13 protein-coding genes and 1 pseudogene are annotated in these 16,439 nt (G+C 73.5%); 5 read left to right on the forward strand and 9 right to left on the reverse strand.

The features are described from left to right. Positions 1-13 precede the first annotated feature (13 nt). Positions 14-304, forward strand: a pseudogene (locus tag ACFP3U_RS07435) (ester cyclase); the annotation flags it as partial. Positions 305-331: 27 nt separating this feature from the next. Here the strand turns inward: ACFP3U_RS07435 and ACFP3U_RS07440 are convergent. Both ACFP3U_RS07440 and ACFP3U_RS07445 read right to left on the reverse strand, forming a co-directional pair. Then, positions 332-1,579 carry an ATP-binding protein gene (locus tag ACFP3U_RS07440; protein WP_380224437.1) on the reverse strand — a complete coding sequence of 416 codons (1,248 nt, stop codon included), beginning with the start codon at positions 1,577-1,579 and terminating at the stop codon, positions 332-334. Positions 1,580-1,630: 51 nt separating this feature from the next. After that, positions 1,631-2,305 carry a response regulator transcription factor gene (locus tag ACFP3U_RS07445; RefSeq protein ID WP_030300686.1) on the reverse strand — a complete coding sequence of 225 codons (675 nt, stop codon included), beginning with the start codon at positions 2,303-2,305 and terminating at the stop codon, positions 1,631-1,633. A 330-nt stretch (positions 2,306-2,635) separates the two neighbouring features. Between ACFP3U_RS07445 and ACFP3U_RS07450 the strand changes: the two genes are divergently transcribed. After that, on the forward strand, positions 2,636-4,144 hold the full coding sequence (locus ACFP3U_RS07450; protein ID WP_380224438.1) for a peptide MFS transporter: 1,509 nt from the start codon (positions 2,636-2,638) through the stop codon (positions 4,142-4,144). Between the two features lie 91 nt (positions 4,145-4,235). After that, entirely contained in the window at positions 4,236-6,335 is a 2,100-nt protein-coding gene (locus ACFP3U_RS07455) for a S9 family peptidase (protein WP_380224439.1), read from the forward strand. A 70-nt stretch (positions 6,336-6,405) separates the two neighbouring features. On the opposite strand, the gene hutI is transcribed toward ACFP3U_RS07455, so the two are convergent. The 4 genes from hutI to hutU all read right to left on the reverse strand — a co-directional run bounded on the left by hutI (position 6,406) and on the right by hutU (position 11,984). Further along, complete coding sequence (hutI, locus tag ACFP3U_RS07460; RefSeq protein WP_380224547.1) at positions 6,406-7,575, reverse strand: imidazolonepropionase; 1,170 nt, start codon at positions 7,573-7,575, stop codon at positions 6,406-6,408. A 124-nt stretch (positions 7,576-7,699) separates the two neighbouring features. Continuing rightward, positions 7,700-9,046, reverse strand: coding sequence for a formimidoylglutamate deiminase (locus ACFP3U_RS07465; protein WP_380224440.1), 1,347 nt, complete (start codon positions 9,044-9,046; stop codon positions 7,700-7,702). 32 nt (positions 9,047-9,078) lie between these two features. Then, positions 9,079-10,263, reverse strand: a complete 1,185-nt coding sequence (locus tag ACFP3U_RS07470) for an allantoate amidohydrolase (RefSeq protein WP_380224548.1) — start codon at positions 10,261-10,263, stop codon at positions 9,079-9,081. A gap of 53 nt (positions 10,264-10,316) precedes the next feature. Then, entirely contained in the window at positions 10,317-11,984 is a 1,668-nt protein-coding gene (gene hutU / locus ACFP3U_RS07475; RefSeq protein ID WP_380224441.1) for a urocanate hydratase, read from the reverse strand. A 182-nt stretch (positions 11,985-12,166) separates the two neighbouring features. Between hutU and ACFP3U_RS07480 the strand changes: the two genes are divergently transcribed. After that, positions 12,167-12,739: a Uma2 family endonuclease gene (locus ACFP3U_RS07480; protein ID WP_380224442.1), complete on the forward strand. Its 573-nt coding sequence runs from the start codon at positions 12,167-12,169 to the stop codon at positions 12,737-12,739. 7 nt (positions 12,740-12,746) lie between these two features. On the opposite strand, the gene ACFP3U_RS07485 is transcribed toward ACFP3U_RS07480, so the two are convergent. Then, entirely contained in the window at positions 12,747-13,094 is a 348-nt protein-coding gene (locus ACFP3U_RS07485) for a hypothetical protein (protein ID WP_380224443.1), read from the reverse strand. Between the two features lie 130 nt (positions 13,095-13,224). After that, a complete protein-coding gene (locus ACFP3U_RS07490) occupies positions 13,225-14,094 on the reverse strand; it encodes a MurR/RpiR family transcriptional regulator (RefSeq protein WP_380224444.1) in 870 nt (289 codons plus the stop codon). 232 nt (positions 14,095-14,326) lie between these two features. Between ACFP3U_RS07490 and ACFP3U_RS07495 the strand changes: the two genes are divergently transcribed. Then, positions 14,327-14,767 (forward strand): hypothetical protein, encoded by a 441-nt coding sequence (locus tag ACFP3U_RS07495; protein WP_380224445.1) that lies wholly within the window; start codon positions 14,327-14,329, stop codon positions 14,765-14,767. A 58-nt stretch (positions 14,768-14,825) separates the two neighbouring features. On the opposite strand, the gene hutH is transcribed toward ACFP3U_RS07495, so the two are convergent. Then, positions 14,826-16,403, reverse strand: a complete 1,578-nt coding sequence (gene hutH / locus ACFP3U_RS07500; RefSeq protein WP_380224446.1) for a histidine ammonia-lyase — start codon at positions 16,401-16,403, stop codon at positions 14,826-14,828. Positions 16,404-16,439 lie beyond the last annotated feature (36 nt).

Raw genomic sequence — 16,439 nt, forward strand, 5'->3', positions numbered from 1 at the left:
CAGGAGGCTCGCCATGACCTTCGTCCAGATCATCGAATGCCGCACCGACCACCTCGACGAACTCAACGGCCTGATGGACCGCTGGGCCGAGAAGACCGAGGGCCGGCGGACCGCCGACCACGCGCTGGTCGCCACCGACCGCTCCGACCCTCGGCACGTGGTGGAGATCGTCGAGTTCGCCTCGTACGAGGAGGCGATGCGCAACTCGAACCTGCCGGAGACCGACCGGATCTACCGCGAGATGGTGGCGCTCTGCGACGCGCCGCCCACCTTCACCGACCTCGACGTGGTCCGCGACCAGCGGTTCTGACCGCGCGCGCGTAAAAAACCTTTAGACCTCGCGCTGGCTGCGGCCCAGGAAGAGCGCGAACACGGCCGGTCGCAGCGAGAGCAGCTCCAGCCGCCCGCCGTCGGCCTCCGCGAGGTCGCGGGCGACGGCCAGCCCGATGCCGGTCGAGTTGCGGCCGCTGACCGCCCGCTCGAACACCCGGTTGCCCAGCTCGGCCGGCACCCCGGGGCCCTCGTCCTGCACCTCGACGACCACCGACGTCCCGGACGGCCGCACCCGCAGGGTGACCGTCCCGGCGCCGTGCATCAGCGAGTTCTCGATCAGGGTGGCCAGCACCTGGGCGACCGTGCCGGGGGTGCCGACGGCGGTGACCCCGCGCAGTCCCTCGACCTGGAGCACCCGCCCGGTGCCGCGCAGCGACGGCGCCCACTCCTCGACCTGCTGCTTGACCACGTCGTCGACGTCGAAGGCGACGGCGGTGGGGCTGCGCGGGTCGCGCTGGGTGGTGAGCAGCCGCTGGACGACGTCGGTGAGCCGTTCGACCTGCTGGAGGGCGATGGTCGCCTCCTCCTTGACGGTCTCCGGCTCCTCGGCGAGGGCGACGATCTCCTCCAGCCGCATGGAGAGCGCGGTGAGCGGGGTGCGCAGCTGGTGCGAGGCGTCGGCGGCGAGCCGGCGCTCGGCGGTGAGCATCCGGGCGATCCGCTCGGCGCTGACGTCGAGCACCTCGGCGACCCGGTCGAGTTCGGGCACGCCGTAGCGGCGGTCGCGCGGGCGGGGGTCGCCGGAGCCGAGGCGTTCGGCGGTCTCGGCGAGGTCGGTGAGCGGCTGGGCGAGCCGCTTGGCCTGCCAGACCGCGAGGGCGACGGCGGCCTGGACGGCGAGCAGCGCGACCACGCCGAGCAGCAGCAGCATGTTGGCGATCTCGTGGTCGACCGCCTCGCGGGACTGCTCGACGGTGACGGTCTCGCCGCTGGCGCCGCGCTCGACCGCCTTGAGCAGGTGGCCGCCGTCGGGCCGGTTCCCGCTGGAGACGAGCGACCGGCCGGGGATGTCCACCTGGACGTACTGGCCCTCGGAGACCTGGTTGGCGAACTTGTCGCCGGTGACCGGCTCGTTGGCGGCGAGCCGGTTCTCCACCAGGGCGAGCACCCGGACGGCGGCGGCGTCCACCCGGTCCTGGGCGGAGCTGACGATGGTGCGCTTCTCCACCACCGCGAGCGGGACGCAGAACACCACGACCACCACCAGGACGACGCCCAGCAGCGAGTTGATCATCCGGCGTTTCACGCTGCCGCTCCCCGTGGTGATGGATTCCCCCGATCGGGGCGCCCGTTCGGGCTAATTCTTCTCGAAGCGGAAGCCCACCCCGCGCACGGTGGCGATGTAGCGGGGGTTGGCGGCGTCGTCGCCGAGCTTCTTGCGCAGCCAGGAGATGTGCATGTCCAGGGTCTTGGTGGAGGTCCACCAGGTGGTGTCCCAGACCTGCCGCATGATCTCCTCGCGGGTGACCACCCGGCCGGCGTCCCGGACGAGGACCCGCAGCAGCTCGAACTCCTTGGCGGAGAGGGTGAGCTCCTCCTCGCCGAGCCAGGCGCGGTGCGACTCGATGTCGATCTTGACGCCGTGCGCGCCGGTGGTCAGCTGGTCGACGTTGCCGCGCCGGAGCAGGGCCCGGACCCGGGCGAGCAGTTCGGCGAGGCGGAAGGGCTTGGTCACGTAGTCGTCGGCGCCGGCGTCCAGGCCGACCACCGTGTCGACCTCGTCGGCGCGGGCGGTGAGCACCAGGACGGGGCAGCTGCGGCCGTCCGCGCGCAGTCGGCGGCAGACCTCCAGCCCGTCCATCTCGGGCAGGCCGAGGTCGAGGACGACGAGGTCGACCTCCTCGCCGAGGCCGGCCGCCAGCGCGGACGGGCCGTCCTCGCGGACGAGCACCTCGTATCCCTCGCGGCGCAGTGCGCGGGCGAGCGGTTCGGAGATCGCCGGGTCGTCCTCGGCGAGCAGCACACAGGTCATGGGGTGATGGTAGTCGGCCGGGGTACGACCGTTGTCGCCGTGAGGTAGTTCACAGTGCGTGATCGTTATACAGAGGGCGACCAGGCCTCAACCGACACGCCGGGGCTGCGTGTTCGGCGAAGATCCTGCTTCCAAAGCTTGAAAGTGAAGGAATAACCACAGCTTTACCATGGATAGAGCGACCTGATCTCTCTCGTACTTTGCCATCCCCATACCTGATGTACGCCTTTTGTCAGCTGATGCCGCCAAATATCGCCACGTAGAGTGGTTTGGTCCACGTCCGCCTCCACCCGCCCTTGGCGGACGCTGTCAGGCAAGGAACCACTACACATGGCGTCTACGACCCTGGAGTCCGGCGTTCAGTCGGCCTCTCCCAGCGGCAAGACCTTCCTCGGGCATCCCCGGGGCCTCGCCACCCTCTTCATGAGCGAGATGTGGGAGCGCTTCAGCTACTACGGCATGCGTGCCCTGCTGGTGCTCTACATGACCGCCTCGGTGACCGAGGGCGGCCTCGGCATGAAGATGGCCGTCGCGAGCGCCGTCTACAGCGTTTACACGGCGATGGTCTACCTGCTGGCCCTCCCGGGCGGCTGGATCGCCGACCGCTTCCTCGGTGCCCGGAAGACCGTCGCCCTCGGCGGCACGATCATCATGATCGGCCACTTCCTGCTGGCGCTGCCGGTCGGTGTGTCGTTCTTCGCCGGCCTCGCGTTCATCGCGATCGGCTCCGGCCTGCTGAAGGCCAACATCTCGACGATGGTCGGCCACCTCTACGACGGGCCCAACGACCCGCGCCGGGACGGCGGCTTCACCATCTTCTACATGGGCATCAACCTCGGTGCCTTCGCCGCCCCGCTGGTCATCGGCACCGTCGGCCAGGAGGTCGACTGGCACCTGGGCTTCGCCCTGGCCGGCGTCGGCATGGCCCTGGGCCTCACCCAGTTCCTGCTCGGCACCCGCCACCTGAGCGCCAAGAGCGACGTGGTGACCTCGCCGATCTCGGCCGCCGAGAAGAGCGCGATCCTCAAGAAGGCCGCCCTCTGGCTCGCCGCCGCCGTGGTCTTCTACGCGGTCGTCGCGCTGACCGGCCACTTCACCATCAACTGGGCGATCTGGCCGCTGTCCATCGCGGGCCTCGCCATCCCGGTGTTCGTCTTCGCCAAGGTGAAGCGCGACAAGGACCTCGACGAGACCGAGCAGTCCCGGATGAGCGGCTACATCTGGTTCTTCGTGGCCGCCGCCGTGTTCTGGATGATCTACGACCAGTCCGGCTCGACGCTGAACATCTTCGCGGAGGACAACACCGCGTCCACGCTGTTCGGCTTCGACTTCCCGTCCAGCTGGTTCCAGTCGCTCAACCCGCTGTACATCATGGCCCTGGCCCCGGTGTTCGCCTGGATCTGGGTGGCGCTCTCCAACCGCGCCAAGAACCCGAGCACCACGGCGAAGTTCGCCTTCGGCCTGCTGATGATCGGCGCCTCGTTCATCGTCATGATGCTGGCCATGGCCGCGGCCTCCGGCGGTGCCAAGGTCACGCCGCTCTGGCTGGCCATGGTCTACCTCATCCAGACCGTCGGCGAGCTGACCCTCTCCCCGGTGGGCCTGTCCGTCACCACCAAGCTGGCGCCGGCCAAGTACGCCAGCCAGATGATGGGCGTCTGGTTCCTCGCGGTCACCGCGGGTGACTGCGTCGCGGCCATCTTCCAGCTCGTCCTCGGTGACGACGTGGTCGGCTCCACCTGGTACTTCGCGGTCCAGGGCGGCATGGCGATCCTCGCCGGCGCGGCCCTGTTCATGTACCGCCGGAAGGTCGTGCGGCTGATGGGCGACGTCCACTGACGCCTGCCCCACCCGGCCCCGGTCGTTTCCCTAGGGTCCGTTCTTGATCACCCCTCGACGGCGCCCGGGCGGATCTGCCTATGGTCCCGGTATGCCGACCGACACGCCGACCGACTCCCTCCCCCGCCAGCTCGCCCGCACCCGGCGCCTCACCCTCGGCGCGCCCGCCGCCCCGACCGTCACCGCCGACGGCCGCACCGTCCTCCTCCTGCGCAGCCGGGCCGGCGACGACCCGATCGGCCGGCTCTGGGCCCTCGACACCGACACCGGCCGGGAACGCCTGATCGCCGACCCGGTCGCGCTCGGCGCCACCGAGGGCGAACTCCCCGAAGCCGAACGGATCCGCCGCGAACGCGCCCGCGTCCTCGGCGGCGGCATCACCGCGTACGCCACCGACGCCGCCGGCCGGACCGCCGCCTTCGCCCTGCACGGCGTCCTGCTGCTCGCCGACACCGGCACCGGCGAGGTCCGCCGCGTGCCCACCGCCACCGAGGTCCACGACCCCCGCCCCGACCCCACCGGCCGGTGGATCGCCTACGTCGGCGGCGGCGCCCTGCGGGTCGTCGGCGCCGACGGCCACGGGGACCGCGCGCTCGCCGAACCCGAGCACGAGGAGATCCGCTACGGCCTGCCCGAGCACGTCGCCGCCGAGTCCATGCACCGCGGCCGCGGCCACTGGTGGTCCCCCGACGGCACCCGGCTGCTGGTCGCCCGGGTCGACCAGCGCCCGCTGCGCCGCCTCCACCTCGCCGACCCGGCCGACCCGGGCCGGCCGCCGCGCGTCATCCGCTACCCGCTGGCCGGCACCGACAACGCCGAGGTCACCCTCCACCTGCTCGGCCTCGACGGCGACCGCGCCGAGGTCCGCTGGGACCGGGCCGGCTTCGAGTACCTGACGGCCGCCGGCTGGGACACCCACGGCCCGTACGCCGCCGTGCAGAGCCGCGACCAGCGCACCGTGCTCACCCTGGCGATCGACCCCGCCGACGGCTCCACCCGCACCCTCGCCGAGCGGCACGACGCGCACTGGGTCGAACTGCTCCCCGGCCTGCCCGCCCGGACCGCCTCCGGCGCCCTCGTCGACGCCGCCGACCACGGCGACACCCGGCACCTCACCGTGGACGGCGCCCCCGTCACCCCGCCCGGCCTCCAACTGCGCGCCGTCCTCGGGACCGACGGCGAGCAGGTGCTCTTCACCGCCTCCGACGAGCCGACCGAGACCCACCTCTGGTCGTGGGACCGGGCCTCGGGCGCCGTCCGACTCAGCCACGAGCCCGGCACGCACACCGGCGTGCGACGCGCCGGCACGCTCGTCCACACCGCGCACACGCCCGGCGCGCCCATCGGCCGCACCACCGTCCATCGCGCCGGACGGCCCGCCCTGACCGTCGCCTCCCACGCGCAGCCGCCCGTCCTCACCGCCCGCCCCGAACTGCTCCGGCTCGGACCCCGCGAGCTCCGCGCCGCGCTCTTCCTGCCCACCGGCCACCGCCCCGGGGACGGCCCGCTGCCCGTCCTGCTCGACCCCTACGGCGGACCGGCCATGGCCAAGGTCTCCGCCGCCCCGCACTGGACCGACCTGACCTCGCAGTGGTTCGCCGACCAGGGCTTCGCCGTCCTCGTCACGGACGGCCGGGGCACCCCCGGGCGCGGCCCGCGCTGGGAGAAGAGCGTCCACGCGGACATCGCCGACCCCGTCCTCGCCGACCAGGTCGACGCCCTGCACGCCACCGCCGCGCTCCGCCCCGGCCTGCTCGACCTCGACCGGGTCGGCATCCGCGGCTGGTCCTTCGGCGGCTTCCTCGCCGCGCTCGCCGTCCTGCGCCGCCCCGACGTCTTCCACGCCGCCGTCGCCGGGGCCGCGCCCACCGACCACCGGCTCTACGACACCCACTGGAAGGAACGGTTCCTCGGCCACCCCGACGAGCACCCCGAGCGGTACGAGGCCGCCTCGCTGTTCCCCGACGCCCCCGGGCTGCGCCGCCCGCTGCTGCTGATCCACGGCCTCGCCGACGACAACGTGCTGCCCGCCCACAGCCTGCGGCTCTCCGCCGCCCTGCTCGCCGCCGGGCGCCCGCACGAGTTCCTGCCGCTGCCGGGCGCGGGCCACTCGCCGAGCGACGAGACGGTGGCGGAGCACCTGCTCCACCACCAGCTCGCCTTCCTGCGCCGGTCGCTGGGGCTCGGCTGAGCACCGCGGCGGGGGCCGCCACCGGCCCCCGCCGCACCACCGGCCCCTGCCGACCGCCCCGAGCCCTCCGTCAGACCTCGCGGACGCCCGCCCGCCAGACCGCCGCCGTCAGCGGCACCCCCGGCCGGTAGGCCAGGTGCACGTGCGAGGGCGCGTCCAGCAGCTGGAGGTCGGCCCGCGCCCCCACCCGCACCGTGCCGACGTCCGTACGCCGCAGCGCCCGCGCGCCGCCCGCCGTCGCGGACCAGACCGCCTCGTCGGGCGTCATACCCATCTCCCGCACCGCCACCGCGAGGCAGAACGCCATCGAACTCGTGAAGCTGGAGCCCGGGTTGCAGTCGGTGGAGAGCGCCACCACCGCCCCCGCGTCCAGCAGCCGGCGCGCGTCCGGGTAGACCGCCCGGGTGGAGAACTCGGCGCCCGGCAGCAGCGTCGCCACCGTCGACGAGCCGGCCAGCGCGGCCACGTCCTCGTCGGTGAGGTGGGTGCAGTGGTCGGCCGAGGCCGCGCCCAGCTCGACGGCCAGCTGCACACCGGGGCCGTAGGTCAGCTGGTTGGCGTGCACCCGGGGGGCCAGCCCGCGCTCGATGCCGGCGGTCAGGATCGCCCGGGCCTGGTCGCCGTCGAAGGCGCCCTTCTCACAGAAGACGTCCACCCAGCGGGCGTACGGGGCGCAGGCGTCCAGCATCGGACCGGTCACCAGGTCGACGTAGCCCGCCGGGTCCTCGGCGAACTCGGGAGCCACCACGTGCGCGCCCAGATAGGTGGTCTCCGGCGTGTACGAGGAGGCGATCCGCAGCGCCCGGGACTCGTCCTCGACGGTGAGCCCGTACCCGGACTTGCACTCGATCAGCGTGGTGCCCTGGCGCAGCGCCTCCCGCACCAGCCGGGCGAGGTTGGCGTCGAGCTCGGCGTCGGCGGCGGCCCGGGTGGCGGCCACCGTGGTGCGGATGCCGCCGGCCGTGTAGGAGCGTCCGGACATCCGGGCGTTGAACTCGGCGGTGCGGTCGCCGGCGAAGACCAGGTGGGCGTGCGAGTCGACCCAGCCGGGCAGCAGGGCGCGGCCCGCCGCGTCGAACCGCTCGTCGGCGGCGGGCGCCTCGGCGGCCGGGCCGACCCAGGCGACGGTGTCGCCGTCGATCACCACCGCCGCGTCGGTGAGCAGGCCGAGCGGCCCGGTCCCGTACGCGGGGTCGTTGGTGACGAGGGTGCCGATCCCGGTGATCAGCGTGCTCGGGATGTTCGGGCTGCTGCTCGGGGTGCTCACGTCAGAACCTTTCGGGGGAACGGGCCCGGGGGCGGGCGCACCAGTGACGCCCGCCCCCGGTCACCACGGGACTACGGAAAACTCGACAGCGGGAGGCTCAGCAGCTGAGCGCGGCGATCGACGAGCGCAGCGCCCCCGGGACGTCCGGCACCAGCGTGTGCGCGCCGTCCTTGACCACGTGCCGCCCGCCGACCACCACGTGCCGCACGTCCGCCGCCGAGGCCGCGAACACCGCGATCTCCGCGCCGAGCCGGGGCGCCGGCCCCGCGGTGCGCACCGAGTCCAGGGCGATCACCGTGAAGTCGGCCAGCGCGCCGGCCTCGATCCGCCCGGCCTCGGGCCAGCCGAGCGAGGCGTGCCCGTCCTCCGAGCCCGCCCGGAGCAGCGAGTTCGCCGTCCAGTGGCCGCGGGTGCGGGTGCGCAGCCGCTCGTCCAGCTCCAGCGCCCGGGCCTCCTCGAACGGGTCGACGACGGCGTGGCTGTCGCTGCCGAGAGTGATCGGACACCCGCCGGAGGCCAGCTGCCGGGCCGGTCCGATGCCGTCCGCGAGGTCCCGCTCGGTGGTGGGGCACATGCAGACGGTGGTGGAGGAGCCGGTGAGCAGCTTGACGTCCTCCTCGGTGAGGTGGGTGGCGTGCACGACCGAGGTGCGCGGGCCGAGCGCGCCGTGGTCGGCGAGCAGCCGGGTCGGGGTGACGCCGTGCGCGGTGAGGCAGGCGTCGTTCTCGGCGGTCTGCTCGGACAGGTGGACGTGCAGCGGCGCCTTGCGCATCGCCGCCCAGTGGGCGACGGTGCCGAGCTGCTCGGCGGGCACGGCCCGCACCGAGTGGATCGCGGCGCCGATCCTGGCGTGCTCGCGGGGCCGCAGGGCGTCGGCCCGCTCGGCCCAGGCGTCGGCGTCGCCGTCGCTGAACCTGCGCTGCGGCTTGGTCGGCTCGGCGCCGAAGCCGGAGGAGAGGTAGCAGGTGTCGAGCAGGGTGATCCGGATGCCGGCCCGGGCGGCGGCCTCGATCAGCGCCTCGCCCATCGCGTTGGGATCGTCGTACCGGACGCCGCCGGGCGCGTGGTGCAGGTAGTGGAACTCGCCGACGGCGGTGATCCCGGCGAGCGCCATCTCCGCGTAGGCGGCGGTGGCCAGCGCCAGGTAGCGGTCCGGGTCGAGCGCGCCGGCGAACCGGTACATGGTGTCGCGCCAGGTCCAGAAGGTGCCGGAGCCGACCTGGACGTGGCCGCGCAGCGCCCGGTGGAAGGCGTGCGAGTGGGCGTTCGCCTGCCCGGGCAGCAGCAGGCCGTCGAGCCGGACGGCGTCCGACGGGCAGGGCCCGCTGTCCGGCTGCACCCGGGCGATCTTGCCGCCGGCGCCGGTGTTGATCAGGACGTCCTGCTCGACCACCGGCCCGTTGGCGTGCGGCAGCCAGGCGTACTGCGCCCAGTAAGTCGCCATACGGCCTGTCGTTTGCGCGCCTCCGGCACGGACTACTGACACGCCAGGTCCTCCAGTACGTCGGCGAGGGCGGCGACGCCGGCCAGGCAGTCGGCCGGCTCGGCGTGCTCCGCCGGGGAGTGCGAGACGCCGCTCGGGTTACGTACGAACAGCATGGCGGTCGGGATCGCCGATGCCAGGATTCCGGCGTCGTGTCCCGCGCCGGTGGGCAGCACGGGGGCGCCTCCCAGCCGCGCGGCCAGGCGGTCGCGCAGCGGGCCGTCGAAGTCCACCACCGGGGTGTACGACTCGCGGGTCAGCGCGACCCGGACGCCGTCGCGCTCGCCGCGCTCGGCGGCGGCCCGCTCGATCTCCTCGACCAGCCCGGTGAGGGTGGCCTCGTCGGCCGCCCGGGAGTCCAGCCAGCCGCGGACCAGCGAGGCGATCGCGTTGGTGCCGTTCGGCTCGACCGCGACCTTGCCGAAGGTGGCCAGCGCGCCGGCGAGCCGCGCCTTCTTCCGGGCGGCGAGCACGGTGTTGGCGTAGGTGAGCATCGGGTCGCGGCGGTCGTCGATCCGGGTGGTGCCGGCGTGGTTGGCCTCGCCGTGGAAGTCGAACCGCCAGCGGCCGTGCGGCCAGATCGCGCTCGCCACGCCGACCGGCTGGTCCTCGGTGAGGTAGCGGCCCTGCTCGACGTGCAGTTCGACGAAGGCGCCGATCCGGGCGAGCCGGTCGGAGTCCGCGCCGATCGCGGTCGGGTCGTAGCCGGCCCGCTCCATCGCGTCGGGCAGCCGGACGCCGTCGGCGTCGCGCAGCTCGTACGCCTGCTCCCTCGCGAGCACCCCGGCGGTGAGCCGGGAGCCGATGCAGGCCACGCCGAACCGGGCGCCCTCCTCGTCACCGAAGTTGACGATCGCCAGCGGCCGGGTGAGCCCCGTCCCCCGGGCGCGCAGTTCGTCGAGCGCGGCGAAGGAGGAGACCACGCCGAGCGGGCCGTCGAAGGCGCCGCCGTCCGGGACGGAGTCCAGGTGCGAGCCGGTGACGACCGCGCCCTCGCCGGCCGGGTCGCCGAGCCAGGCCCACTGGTTGCCGTTGCGGTCCAGCTCGTAGTGCAGGCCGCGGTCGCGGGCCTGCTGCTCGAACCAGGCGCGGCACTCGGCGTCGGCGGTGTTCCAGGCGAACCGGCGGTAGCCGCCGGACGCGGCGGAGCGGCCCACGGGGAGCAGCTCCGCCCACATCCGTTCGAAGCTCCCGGCGCCGGTGTCGGCGGTCCGGACGGCGGTCGGGTCGGTCACAGCTCGCCCATCGGGATGCGGACCCCGCGCTCGGCGGCGACCTCGTCGGCCCGGTCGTAGCCGGCGTCCACGTGCCGGATGACGCCCATGCCCGGGTCGTTGGTGAGCACCCGGCGGATCTTCTCGCCGGCCAGCGCGGTGCCGTCGGCGACGGTGACCTGGCCGGCGTGGATCGAGCGGCCGATGCCGACGCCGCCGCCGTGGTGGATGGAGACCCAGGACGCGCCGGAGGCGACGTTGACCATGGCGTTCAGCAGCGGCCAGTCGGCGATCGCGTCGGAGCCGTCCAGCATCGCCTCGGTCTCCCGGTAGGGGGAGGCGACCGAGCCGCAGTCCAGGTGGTCGCGGCCGATCACGATCGGGGCGGACAGCTCACCGGAGGCGACCATGTCGTTGAAGCGCTCGCCGGCCTTGTCGCGCTCGCCGTAGCCGAGCCAGCAGATCCGCGCGGGCAGGCCCTGGAAGTGCACCTTCTCCTGGGCCATCTTGATCCAGCGGTGCAGCGACTCGTTCTCCGGGAAGAGGTCGAGCACGGCCTTGTCGGTCTTGTGGATGTCCTGCGGGTCGCCGGAGAGCGCGGCCCAGCGGAACGGGCCCTTGCCCTCGCAGAACAGCGGGCGGATGTAGGCCGGGACGAAGCCGGGGAAGGCGAAGGCCCGGTCGTAGCCGGCCAGCTGGGCCTCGCCGCGGATCGAGTTGCCGTAGTCGAACACCTCGGCGCCGCGGTCCTGGAAGCCGACCATCGCCTCGACGTGCCTGGCCATCGACTCGCGCGAGCGCTGGGTGAACTCGGCCGGCTTCTCGGCCGCGTAGGTGGCCATGTCGTCGAAGGAGACGCCGACCGGCAGGTAGCTCAGCGGGTCGTGGGCGCTGGTCTGGTCGGTGACGATGTCGATCGGCGCGTCCATCGCCAGCAGCTGCGGGAACAGCTCGGCCGCGTTGCCCAGCAGGCCGATGGAGAGCGGCTGCCGCTTGTCGCGGGCGGCGGTGGCGAGCTCCAGCGCGTGGGAGAGGTTCTTGGCCTCGACGTCCAGGTAGCGGTGCTCGATCCGGCGGGCGATCCGGGACGGGTCGCAGTCGATACAGATCGCCACGCCGCCGTTCATGGTGACGGCCAGCGGCTGGGCGCCGCCCATGCCGCCGAGGCCGGCGGTGAGGGTGATCGTCCCCTCCAGCGTGCCCTCGAACCGCTTGTTGGCGACGGCGGCGAAGGTCTCGTAGGTGCCCTGGAGGATGCCCTGGGTGCCGATGTAGATCCAGGAGCCGGCGGTCATCTGCCCGTACATGGTGAGCCCGAGGCTCTCCAGGCGGCGGAACTCCTCCCAGTTGGCCCAGTCGCCGACCAGGTTGGAGTTGGCGATCAGCACGCGCGGCGCCCACTCGTGGGTCTGCATCACGCCGACCGGGCGGCCGGACTGGACCAGCATGGTCTCGTCCTGCTTCAGGCCCTGGAGCGTCTTCACCATGGCGTCGAAGGAACGCCAGTCGCGCGCCGCCTTGCCGGTGCCGCCGTAGACGACCAGCTTCGACGGGTGCTCGGCCACCTCGGGGTCGAGGTTGTTCATGAGCATGCGCAGGGCGGCCTCCTGCTGCCACCCCTGCGTCGTCAGCCCGGTCCCCCGCGCCGCCCGTACCTCTCGCGGCCCACTCGTCTGCTGCACCATGTCCCGACCTCCTTGCGGATGAGTTCATTCAGGCTCGACTGCGCTGAATATATCCAAACATTCAGCCTTCGACCAGACCTGAGCACATCCGATCAGCGCCGGTACGGCACAGCTCTCCCGCGCTACGCTGAACCCGGCGAACACCAGCCACTCGGCCCAGGCGCCGACGAATGGAGGACGCGATGACGGCCATCACCGTGCGCCCCGGGAGACTCCGGGACGTCGCCGAGGAGATCGAGCGAAGCACCGGCCTCCGAGTACAGATCATCGGAGGAACCCTGATGATGTCTCCCACCCCTCGCGGCAAGCACGCGGGAACCGTGCAGGTCCTTCGGGATCAGCTCATCCCGAAGCTACCCCGGGACCTCCGCGTCTACGAGAACTCGTCGATCTGCATGCCGGACGACGAGGACGACTACGCCACCCCCGACCTGGTCATCCTCCCGAAGAACTGGGGCGACGACGACGAATGGCTGGCCGACCCGGGTGACGTCGTCTTCGCCATGGAGGTGATCTCCACCTCCGAGCGCTTCAGTGGCATCGCTGCCAAGACCGACTGGTACGCCGCCGCCGGCGTGGCCACCCTGCTCACCGCCGACCCCCGTGACGGCACCTGGACGCTCCACACCCGCCCCCGCGGCGGCGCGTACCAAGGCGTGCTGCACGGCAAGTACGGCGAGCCCGTCCCGCTCGCCGCACCGCTGCCCGCCGAGCTGCGCACCGACGAGCTGCCGCTGTACGCGCCGCGGCGCTGATCCGGCGTCAGGCCGCCGCGTCGCCGTCCCAGTCGATGCCGATCTCGGCGAGCCAGCGGCGGTCGGCGTCGTCGGGGACGGCGGCGGCCGGGGTGCTGGGGACGGCGGGGGTACGGGGCGGGCGGGGGATCTCCTGGACGGGGCCGAGGCCGTACTGCTCGGCGGCCGCGGCGGCGCGGGCGTCGGGTTCGATGACGCCGACGTGGACGACGCTCTCGTCGCCCGGGTCGAGGACGGTGAGTTCGGGATCGGGCAGACGGCGCAGGGTGACGCGGCGTCCGCAGGTCGGGCAGGACCACTCGTCGGCTCCGGAGGCGAGCCGGCCGACGAACTTCATCTCGTGGATCACATGCATGGCGGCACCCCCTGACTGGAGTGATGCCCGCCCTGGGCGGATCGCCAACCTGCGGGTACGGCCGCCGGGGCGGCACGCGCGCCACCCTGCAGCGGATCCGGCGGGTCCTCGAAGCCTGACGGCCCGCGGACTACTCCAGGAACAGCCCGCGGGCCGCGGCCGACTGCTCGATGGCCTCCAACCGCGCCTCGGCGCCCGGGAGTTCGTCGCACATGGTCTGCAGCAGCACCCGGCCGAGCACCATCGGCGCGCAGGCGGTGTCGAAGACCAGGCCGGTGCCGACGGCGGCCGGCAGCATCAGGTCGGAGAGCTTGGCGACCGGCGCGAAGACGCTGTCGGCCACGGTGATGACGGTCAGTCCGCACTCCCGGGCCACCGCCAGGGCCTCCATCAGCTCGCGCGGGTAGCGCGGCAGCGCGAAGCAGAGCAGCACGCTCGCGCCCGCTGCGGCGGCCTGTTCGAGGCGGTCGGCGAGCATGCTGCCGCCCTCGTCGAGGAGCCGGATGTCCGGGTGCACCTTGGCGGCGAAGTAGGCGAAGCCGCGCGCCTGCGCGGAGGCGGCCCGCAGGCCGAGCACCGGCAGCGGCCGGGAGGCGGCGAGCAGCCGGGCGGCGCGGGTGATCGGCTCGGGGTCGGCGAGCAGTTCGGCGAGGTGGCGCAGGTGCTCGATCTCGGCGAGCACGGCCTGCTGGTGCTCGTTGCGGACGGCGTCGGCCGGGGTCTCGGGGGCGGCGGCCTCGCCGGAGCCGAGCTCGCGCAGCTGCTTGCGCAGCGCCGGGTAGCCGTCGTAGCCGAGGGCCACCGCGAAGCGGGTCACCGAGGGCTGGCTGACGCCGGCGAGTTCGGCGACCTCGACGCTGGAGAGGAACGGCGCCTCGGTGGCGTGCCGGACCAGCGAGTGGGCGATCCGCCGCTGGGTGGGGGTGAGCCGGTGGCCCTCGAAGAGCTGGAGCAGCCGGGCGGAGGGACCGACCGGGCCGGCGTCGTCGGTGGCGGTCATGGCGGTACCTCCGGATACGAGCTGTTCGGATGACTGTGCAGCAGCGGACTGCCCCTGGCAACGACGTCTCGTACGACGGGACACCCGGGCAGACCCGCGGACCGGGCTCCCCGGGGGCGGGCGGGGAGCCGTGCGGGAGGTCTCGGGGTGACCCTGAGATGTCCCTGAGACCGCCCTGAATCCCCGTCCGATCGATGGACCGCCGGCCGTCCGGGGGAGCAGGCTGGTGCCCATGGACACTCGCCAGGACGACCTGCGGCGCGATCTTGACGCCACGCTGCAGGCCCGCAAGGAGCTCGGCAAGGAGTACGAGTCGGAACTCGTCGACTCCTTCCTCTCCCGGCTCGACGCCCGCCTCGACGCCCGGGTGGAGCGCCGGGTGGCCGACCGGCTCGGTCCGGCCGACGGTTACGGCCCGGCCGACGGGTACGGCGCCCCGCAGGGCCCGCCCGGGTACCGGCCGGGCCGCTTCGGCCGTTCGACCACCCGGCTGCCGATCGTCTCGCTGGTGCTCGGCATCCCGCTGTCCGGCGTCGCCGGCGGCACCGCCGGCTTCTGGGGCCTGCTGGTCTGCTGGGGCGGCATCGTCGGCGTCAACGTCTCCTCCGCGCTCGCCGAGCGCGTCCAGGAGCAGCGCGGCGCGTCGGCCCCGAGGAGCGACTGGGACCGGTGACCGGCGGTGTCCTGAGCCACCGGTCACCGACCCCCGTCCGCTCCGGGTGGTACGACGGTCAGGCCAGCGGGCCGGTGACCTGCTCGACGGCCCGCACCAGCTCGCCCGAGGCGACCAGCGCGGCGGCGGACTCCAGGTCCGGCGAGAGGAAGCGGTCGCGCCCGGCGCCGCCGACCCCGGCGGCGCGGGCGGCGGCCATCGCCGCGGCCGTGGCCGGCGCCGGGGCGACGCCCGCGCCGGACTGCTGACGGATCTCCAGCGCCCGGGAGGCGGCGGTGAGCTCGACGGCGAGGATCCGGCCGAGGTTCTCGACGGCCTGGCGCAGCTTGCGCGCGGCGGACCAGCCCATCGAGACGTGGTCCTCCTGCATCGCCGAGGACGGGATCGAGTCCACCGAGGCCGGCACGGCGAGCCGCTTGTTCTCGCTGACCAGCGCCGCCTGGGTGTACTGGGCGATCATCAGGCCGGAGTCCACGCCCGGGTCGTCGGCCAGGAAGGCCGGCAGGCCGTGCGAGCGGGCCTTGTCCAGCAGCCGGTCGGTGCGGCGCTCGGAGATCGAGCCGAGGTCGGCGGCGGCGATGGCGAGGAAGTCCAGCACGTAGGCGACCGGAGCGCCGTGGAAGTTGCCGTTGGACTCGACCCGGCCGTCCGGCAGCACGACCGGGTTGTCGACCGAGGCGGCCAGCTCGCGGGAGGCGACCAGCTGGGCGTGCGCGAGGGTGTCGCGGCCGGCGCCGGCCACCTGCGGGGCGCAGCGGATCGAGTAGGCGTCCTGGACGCGCGGGGCGTCGTCCTGGTGGTGGCCGGTGAGGCCGGAACCCTGGAGCACGGCCAGCGTGTTGGCGGCGGACAGCGCCTGGCCGGGGTGCGGGCGGATCGGGGCGTGCAGCTCGGGGGCGAGCACCTTCTCGGTGCCGAGCAGCGCCTCCAGCGTCATCGCGGCGGTGATGTCGGCGGTGGTGAACAGGCGCTGCAGGTCGGCGATGGCCATGACCAGCATGCCGAGCATGCCGTCGGTGCCGTTGATGAGGGCGAGGCCCTCCTTCTCCAGCAGCTCGACGGGCTCGATGCCGGCGGCGGCGAGCAGTTCGGCGGCGGGCTTCTCGACGCCGTCGGCGCCGGTGGCCACGCCCTCCCCCATGAGGACGAGCGCGCAGTGCGAGAGCGGGGCGAGGTCACCGGAGCAGCCGAGCGAGCCGAACTCGCGGACCACCGGGGTGATGCCGGCGTTCAGGAGGGCGGCCATGGTCTGGGCGACCAGCGGGCGGACGCCGGTGCGGCCGCTCGCGAGGGTCTTCATGCGCAGGAACATCAGCGCGCGGACGACCTCGCGCTCGACCGCCGGGCCCATCCCGGCGGCGTGCGAGCGCACCAGCGACCGCTGCAGCTGGGCGCGCAGCTCGGGGCTGATGTGCCGGACGGCGAGGGCGCCGAAGCCGGTCGAGACGCCGTAGACGGGACGCGGTTCGGCGGCCAGGGCGTCGATCCGGGCACGCGCGGCCGCCATCTCGGCGAGCGCGTCGGGGCCGATCTCGACCCGGGCGTTCCCCCGGGCGACGGCCAGCACGTCCTCGGCGCTGACGTCGGCCTTGCCGACCTGGACGAGCGGCGCGTGGGGGGCCGCAGCACTGTGCATATCCATATGCATCATCTCAGCAGGTGAATGAAGATA

It is taken from the genome of Kitasatospora misakiensis, from assembly GCF_042656005.1.
Taxonomy (GTDB): Bacteria; Actinomycetota; Actinomycetes; order Streptomycetales; family Streptomycetaceae; genus Kitasatospora; species Kitasatospora misakiensis.

What these genes read in the sequence shown, in the direction of transcription:
- ACFP3U_RS07465 (WP_380224440.1), bottom strand. Translation starts at nt 9,046, where the DNA reads ATGGCGACTTACTGGGCGCAGTACGCCTGGCTGCCGCACGCCAACGGG.
- ACFP3U_RS07495 (WP_380224445.1), top strand. Translation starts at nt 14,327, where the DNA reads ATGGACACTCGCCAGGACGACCTGCGGCGCGATCTTGACGCCACGCTG.
- ACFP3U_RS07470 (WP_380224548.1), bottom strand. Translation starts at nt 10,263, where the DNA reads ATGTGGGCGGAGCTGCTCCCCGTGGGCCGCTCCGCCGCGTCCGGCGGC.
- hutH (WP_380224446.1), bottom strand. Translation starts at nt 16,403, where the DNA reads ATGCACAGTGCTGCGGCCCCCCACGCGCCGCTCGTCCAGGTCGGCAAG.
- ACFP3U_RS07490 (WP_380224444.1), bottom strand. Translation starts at nt 14,094, where the DNA reads ATGACCGCCACCGACGACGCCGGCCCGGTCGGTCCCTCCGCCCGGCTG.
- ACFP3U_RS07450 (WP_380224438.1), top strand. Translation starts at nt 2,636, where the DNA reads ATGGCGTCTACGACCCTGGAGTCCGGCGTTCAGTCGGCCTCTCCCAGC.
- ACFP3U_RS07485 (WP_380224443.1), bottom strand. Translation starts at nt 13,094, where the DNA reads ATGCATGTGATCCACGAGATGAAGTTCGTCGGCCGGCTCGCCTCCGGA.
- ACFP3U_RS07480 (WP_380224442.1), top strand. Translation starts at nt 12,167, where the DNA reads ATGACGGCCATCACCGTGCGCCCCGGGAGACTCCGGGACGTCGCCGAG.
- ACFP3U_RS07455 (WP_380224439.1), top strand. Translation starts at nt 4,236, where the DNA reads ATGCCGACCGACACGCCGACCGACTCCCTCCCCCGCCAGCTCGCCCGC.
- ACFP3U_RS07445 (WP_030300686.1), bottom strand. Translation starts at nt 2,305, where the DNA reads ATGACCTGTGTGCTGCTCGCCGAGGACGACCCGGCGATCTCCGAACCG.
- hutU (WP_380224441.1), bottom strand. Translation starts at nt 11,984, where the DNA reads ATGGTGCAGCAGACGAGTGGGCCGCGAGAGGTACGGGCGGCGCGGGGG.